This window comes from Streptomyces sp. BE20 (genome assembly GCF_036322525.1).
Classification (GTDB): Bacteria; Actinomycetota; Actinomycetes; order Streptomycetales; family Streptomycetaceae; genus Kitasatospora.
Map to the genome: position 1 here is coordinate 23658 of NZ_JAQYWW010000252.1, position 6000 is coordinate 29657.

At 65.7% G+C, this 6000-nt stretch carries 3 protein-coding genes and 1 pseudogene; 1 reads left to right on the forward strand and 3 read right to left on the reverse strand.

Going from position 1 to position 6000, the window contains the following annotated elements:
- Positions 1–256: 256 nt before the first annotated feature.
- From PUR61_RS01485 to PUR61_RS01495, 3 genes are all read right to left on the reverse strand, one after another.
- On the reverse strand, positions 257–2791 hold the full coding sequence (locus tag PUR61_RS01485; RefSeq protein ID WP_329874797.1) for a glycoside hydrolase family 95 protein: 2535 nt from the start codon (positions 2789–2791) through the stop codon (positions 257–259).
- A gap of 224 nt (positions 2792–3015) precedes the next feature.
- Positions 3016–4164 carry a PA14 domain-containing protein gene (locus PUR61_RS01490; protein ID WP_329874799.1) on the reverse strand — a complete coding sequence of 383 codons (1149 nt, stop codon included), beginning with the start codon at positions 4162–4164 and terminating at the stop codon, positions 3016–3018.
- A gap of 42 nt (positions 4165–4206) precedes the next feature.
- Positions 4207–5232 carry an alpha-L-fucosidase gene (locus PUR61_RS01495; RefSeq protein WP_329874801.1) on the reverse strand — a complete coding sequence of 342 codons (1026 nt, stop codon included), beginning with the start codon at positions 5230–5232 and terminating at the stop codon, positions 4207–4209.
- Positions 5233–5749: 517 nt separating this feature from the next.
- Between PUR61_RS01495 and PUR61_RS01500 the strand changes: the two are divergent.
- A pseudogene (locus PUR61_RS01500) lies at positions 5750–6000 on the forward strand (sugar ABC transporter substrate-binding protein); the annotation flags it as partial.

Here is a 6000-nt window from a genome sequence, read left to right on the forward strand (position 1 = left end):
GCTCACATGTCCCAGTCTCCAGGTTTCCAGCCGCAGGGTGGAACTTCAGTCGGCGCTGACGACGAGCTTGGGTCGGGACCGGATAGGGTGCACGCAGAAAGTGCCTTCCTGCTGGTACGATTGGGACCTTTGACAAGCCTTATCGTTGCAGCTCAGAAGGCACTTTCGCTTTTCCGATCATGATCCGGACGCGACCCCGGATGAAACGCGCAGGTTAAGCGGCGTTCTCGGCGGCGACGTAACGCGTTGGAATGGTTCAGCGGACGAGGGTGCCCGTGATCTTGTACACGTGGTATCCGGTACCCGCGAACGTGATGCGCTCGCCGGTGCGGGCGGTGGTGACGACCTGGCCGGTGTTCGTGTCCGTGACGGTGTAGGCGCCGTTGAAGATCGGGCTCCGCACGGAGAGTTGCTGGGGTACCCACGGGGTGATCGTGAAGGTCACGGACCCGTTAGCAGACCAGGTTGCGCCGACACTGGCGTTACCGCGTGCCTTGAGCCCACTGTACGAGCCGGTTTTCCAGGCGGCCGGGAGCGCCGGCAGCGGCTGAATCTCGCCGTTCTGGCTCTGCAGAAGCATCTCGGTGATCCCAGCTGTGGCACCGAAGTTTCCATCGATCTGGAACGGTGGAGCGGTGTCCAGTAGATTAGGGTAGGTGCTGGACTTGAGCTGCTCGGACAGCACGGACTGTGCCCGGTTGCCGTCGAGCAGGCGCGCCCAGAAGTTCACCTTCCACGCAAGGCTCCATCCGGTTCCGGCATCGCCAGCTGTTTCACCCCGCGCGTTGAGGGAGACCTTGGCCGCGGCGGTGAGCGTGGGATTGCTGCGGGGGGAGATCTGGTTTCCCGGGTGCAGGGCGTAGAGGTGGGAGACGTGCCGGTGGTGATCGGTGCTCTGGTCCAGGTCGGCCTTCCACTCCTGGAGTTGGCCCCATGAACCGATGCGAAGGCCTGGGTCGAGTGATGCGAGAGCGGACGTGAGTCTGGACTGGAGGTCCGTGTCGGTGTTCAGGGTTCGCGCCGCGGCCAGGGTGTCGGTGAGTAGGCCCCAGACGATCTGCTGGGCCATGGAGTCCCCGGCCGTGAAGGAGCCGTGTTCGGGTGAGAAGCTCGGATTGGCCACGAGCTTCCCGTCGCGGGGGTCCGTTCGCAGGTTCGCCAGCCAAAACTCGGCTGCCCCCTTGAGGACCGGGTACACGTCGTCTCTCAGCTGTTGAGTGTTCCCGGTGAAGCGGTACCAGTCGTACAGCTGGGAGGCCAGCCATGCGTTGGCCTCGGGGAACCAGAACGCAGTCCCATAGTTCCCGACCCCGGTGTTCCCGAAGGGGTTCGTGCAGTTGTGCGTCACCCAGCCAGGGGTACCGAACATCTGGCTGGCGGTGGTCGTGCCCGCCTTGCTCAGGTCCTTGACGAGATCGACGAAGGGCGACATGGCCTCGAAGAGGTTCGTCTGGAGAGCCGGCCAGTAGTTCATCTGCACGTTGATGTTGGTGTGGTAGTCCGAAAACCAGGGCGGATTGGTGGAGCTGTTCCACACACCTTGGAGGTTCGCCGGCAGAGATCCCGCTCGCGACGAGGAGATCAGCAGGTACCGGCCGTACTGGAAGAAGAGCGCCTCCAGTGCTCGGTCTGCGGTGGAGGATCCGCCGGTGTACTCGTCCCGGAGCGTGTTGGTGGGCTTGTCCGGCATCACCTGTCCCACGTTCAGCTTCACCCGGTCGTACAGCGTGCGGTAGTCGGCCAGGTGGGCGGACTTGAGCGCGTCGTACGATGCGGCGATCGCCGCGTCGACCGCCGAGGTGACCCGCGCGTGCGGGTCGACCCCTCGGTAGGCGGGATACGACAGGGCGTAGTTGGTGCCTGCTCCCGTCACGAGGACGACACTGTCGGCGCCGGTGACGGTGACTCTGTCGCCGGAGCTGGTCACTGTGCCGCCGACGGCCTTCACCTGGGTCTGGGACTCGAAGTCGAGGCCGTTGTCCGCGAGTTTCCCGCGTACTGTGAGGCGCCCGTTTACGGCTGTCGCGGTGAAGTCTGTGCGTGGGGAGGTGTAGCGCAGCGTGAAGGAGATCCTGCCCGGTTGATCGGCGCTGATCCGGCCTGCGATCACCTTGCCCGGGTAGCTCGCGAAGTACTCCCGGCTGAAGGTGGTCCCCCCGGCCGTGTAGTTGACCTTGGCGACCGCGTCGCCGATGTCCAGCGACCTGCGATACCCGGTGTATGTGGAGGACGACCCGATCATGTCCAGGTAGAGGTCACCGAACGTCTGGTAGTAACCGAAGCCCGTACGGGGCGCCCCGAGCTTGCCGGCCACCCAGTTCGGGTCGGCCTTGCCGCTGGCGTCTATGGCGTCGATGACCTGGGCCAGGGCGCCGGGACGGGGAACCGGCCAGTTCCCGTAGTTGTATCCGGGCGAACCGGGTCCACCGGTCCAGAGTGACTTCTCGTTGAACTGGAGCCTCTCCGAGGCCACTCCCCCGAACACCATGGCCCCCAAGGCCCCGTTGCCGATCGGCAGCGCCTGGGTCTCCCATGCCGAGGCGGGCTGGTCGTACCAGAGGGTCTCCGGGTCCGCGGTCGCCGCTGCCGCCGCCTGCTGCGCGGTCGACAACGCCAGCGGAAGGGTCACCGCCGCCAACCCCCCGGAGACCCCCGCGACGAATGCTCGCCGCGAGACCCCCCGGTTTGTCTCACCCGTCGTAACCTGTTCCTCGGTGGCGGGAGTGAGGTGGAACTGGTCTACCGGCGCCTCGGGGCCGCTGTCCTGAGTCACGCGTCGTGTGGGTTCCATGAGTGTTCCTTTCCAGGGGGGAATGCGGTGGAGGTCTGTGTCGGCCGCTATATGTCGGGGGCGTTCGAGGTCACCAGGACCGAGGCTGCTCCGGGCGTGGCAAGCTCGCCCTCGTGGCCAGGCAATGGGGGGTCGGCAATCCGGGTGGCGCGGGAGGCAGGGTTTCAGCCTCGGTGTCCGCCTCGCCGAGGTCGTTGAGGCGGACACCCGGTCTGTGGTGGTGGTCAGTTCGCGGAGGTGTAGACCGAGACCTCAGCCAACGAGAGATAGTTTGTACCCGGGAGTTGCACGCGGACGTACCTGCCTTGGGCGGCGACCGGAAGGGTCAGCTCAGGGGGCGGGGTACCCGCGATGTCGTACCGCCAGACAGCGGGATCGGCACGCAGGTCGGCGTAGCTGCGTCCGGTCATGTCCGATGCCGAGACGAACACCGAGGCGTTGCTGCTGCGATCGGCGTAGCCGTCGGTCCGGGAGTTGATCTTGATGGTGTTGATCGGGGTGGATGCCCCGAGGTCGACCTGCCACCAGGCGTGGGCGTCCAGACCGGTGTGCGTGACCGAGCCCGCCGCATAGACACCGTTGGTGTTGCCGTCGACGGCTTTCGCCGCGTTCTGGGGGGCGGAGGACTGGGTAGCCGGCCGTCCGAGTGCCACGTTGATCTGAGGGCTGCTGTCGGGGTAGAGGTGCTGAGCGGGCACAACCTGTGCACGCTGGTTGGGGCTCGACCAGACCAGTTGGGCATACGCCTCTCCGGTGAGGGCGGTGTAGTCCACCTGGATGTTGTAGCGCTGCCCTGCCTGGAGTGAGATGCTGCCGGTGTCGGTGCGGGTGGTGGAATGGTGGGGCGCGTTGATCACCTGCTGGCCGTTGATGGTGACCTTCACACTTCCGTTGGAGACGGTGGAGAAGGTGTATCGCTCGCTGTACCGAGGCTGGATGTCCCCGGTCCAGCGGGCAGAGAAGTTGTCGGTCTGGATGGTGGGTGCGGGGGATCCGCTGTATCGCCAGGCGTAGTTGATGTCGGAATCGGTGCGCGTGACGGCGGGCGCTCCGGTGGCGGTGGTGTTGTTCCAGAACTGCGCCTTCAGGCCGGTTCCAGCGCCGACTGCTGCGGGGGCGGTGCTGATGGTCGCCTCGATGACGGTGGAGTACGGGTTGGTTCGGCCACCCGAGGGGGTGATGTCATAGCCGTCACCAGACGGCGTGAGTGCAACGCTCTGGGCACTGCCCAGGACCCTGGGGTTGGTGAGGGTGAACGGGGCGGCATCCGAGTGCTTGGCGATGTGCAGAGCAGTATCTGCTGCGGGCCAGTTGTAGACGTGGAAGTAGACCTTGTCGCCCTTACGGGTCGTCTGTCCCCACGAGGGCGCCACGAGGGGGCTCTTGGAGGCCCCGAAGATCGAGGCGCCGTTGGTCTACATCCATGGCCCGACAACGGCGAGAGCGTTCTCCTGCGCGGTAGGGAGGCTGCCGTCGGCCCGAGGTGAGACATTGAGCAGGTAATTGGTGTTGAGGCTGGTGTCCTTGATGAGCGTGCGCAGCATCGTGCTGGTGAACATGAGCCCGTTGTCCTGCGGGGACCAGAACCAGTTGGTGGAGATCGTTTGGCAGTGCTCCTGGAGGCGGTTCGTAGGAGCCTGCTCGGGCCCGGTCACCTCGTGGGTGAAGTAGTCGCCCGCCATCGGCACACGCTTGGCAATGCGGTCGTTGATGACGACGTCCGGGGCGAGGGCTCGGATCTCTGCCTGGAACTTCTCGGCTTCGCGAAGGAAGTAGTTGGATGCGGGGTCGGTCAGCACGTCGCTGCTGCCGTCGAACCACAGAAGGTCGGGGTCGTAGCGGGTCAGCAGTTCTGACACCTGCGCCTTGGCTCGGGACAGGTAGGCGCTGATGTTGTTGGTGTAGTCCGGGTCGTGCCAGTCCCAGATCGAGTAGTAGAGGCCGAGCTTCAGGCCGGCGGCCTTGGTCTCTTGCTCGAGTTCCTCGATGATGTCCCGTTGGAAGCCGCTGTGGTCGCGAAGGTTCCAGTCGTTGACGGCGGAGTCCCACATGGCGAAGCCGTCGTGGTGCTTCGTGGTGAAGACGATGTACTTCATCCCGGCCTTCTTAGCGCTGGCCACGATGCGCTTGGCGTCCCACTGCGAGGGGTCGAAGTCTGCAGCGCCGGCGGAGTAGACATCGTCGGGCACGTTGCAGGTACGCCAGAGCCAGTCCGAGTGGCACCCGTTGTAGATGGCGCCGAAGTGGGAGGTCGGTCCGAAGTGGATGAACATGCCGAACTGCGCGTTGTCGCGGAACCACGCGGTACGGCTGTCGGACAGTGGGTCGCCGTAGGCGAAGTTCGTCCCCGGCCCGGCTGCGGCACTCGCCGTACTCGGCATCACGCCAGACAGCCCGAGGCAGACGGCGAGGGCCAGGAGCCCTCGCATCAATCGGTTCAAGACGATTTCCTTACGTGAGGGTGATGAGGGGAAGTCGCTCGTGGAGGGTGGGGCCGCGACTCGGTGGGCGCAGCGCGCCGACAGTTGCGGAGGCCCGGAGGGGTTGGGGTCGACGACACCTCGGCCGGCGGAGCGGGTGTATCACGGCGGTGGCGGCCGCCGGGTGGTGCCTGTGGGACGCAAGTGGAGCCCCGGGATACCGGGATGTCAACGGGTTGAACAGACTTTTCTATATGATCAAGGGTCGCCTTGAGTCACCGCGCGGCCGATCTCAGCCGACTGGAGGCGAGTGCGCCGCGATGGGTAGCCCTGCGTCATGCCGACGGGCAGTGGCGCGATAGCGAGGCATCTGCCCTGTTTTTCAACGATTGCTCCAGGCGTTCCAGCACCCACCCCTCGCCCCTCAGAGCAAGGCCGCCGAGAACTTACGGGATGCGGTTGTGTCAGAGCCCTTGACGCGGCGCAGCGGCTGGCTGAATATCGCTCCACCAAATCCTATTTGATTCTGGAGGTCGCGATGCGACTCAGATCCACTTCGTCCGTCACGGCGGCTCTGGCCGCCGTCGCCCTGCTGGCCGGTTCCGCGGCGTGCACGGTGAAGAGCGCGGACAAGCCCGCGGACAGCCAGGCCCCGACCTCGTCCGCGGCACCCGCAACGGGTACGGGCGCCGGCAAGGGCACGCCGGAGGTCGCCGACGGCTCGGGCGTCAAGATCGCCCTCGTCCCCGGCGGGGCGCACCCGTACTTCCAGCCGTGGAAGAGTGCCGG

What these genes read in the sequence shown, in the direction of transcription:
- PUR61_RS01485 (WP_329874797.1), bottom strand. Translation starts at nt 2,791, where the DNA reads ATGGAACCCACACGACGCGTGACTCAGGACAGCGGCCCCGAGGCGCCG.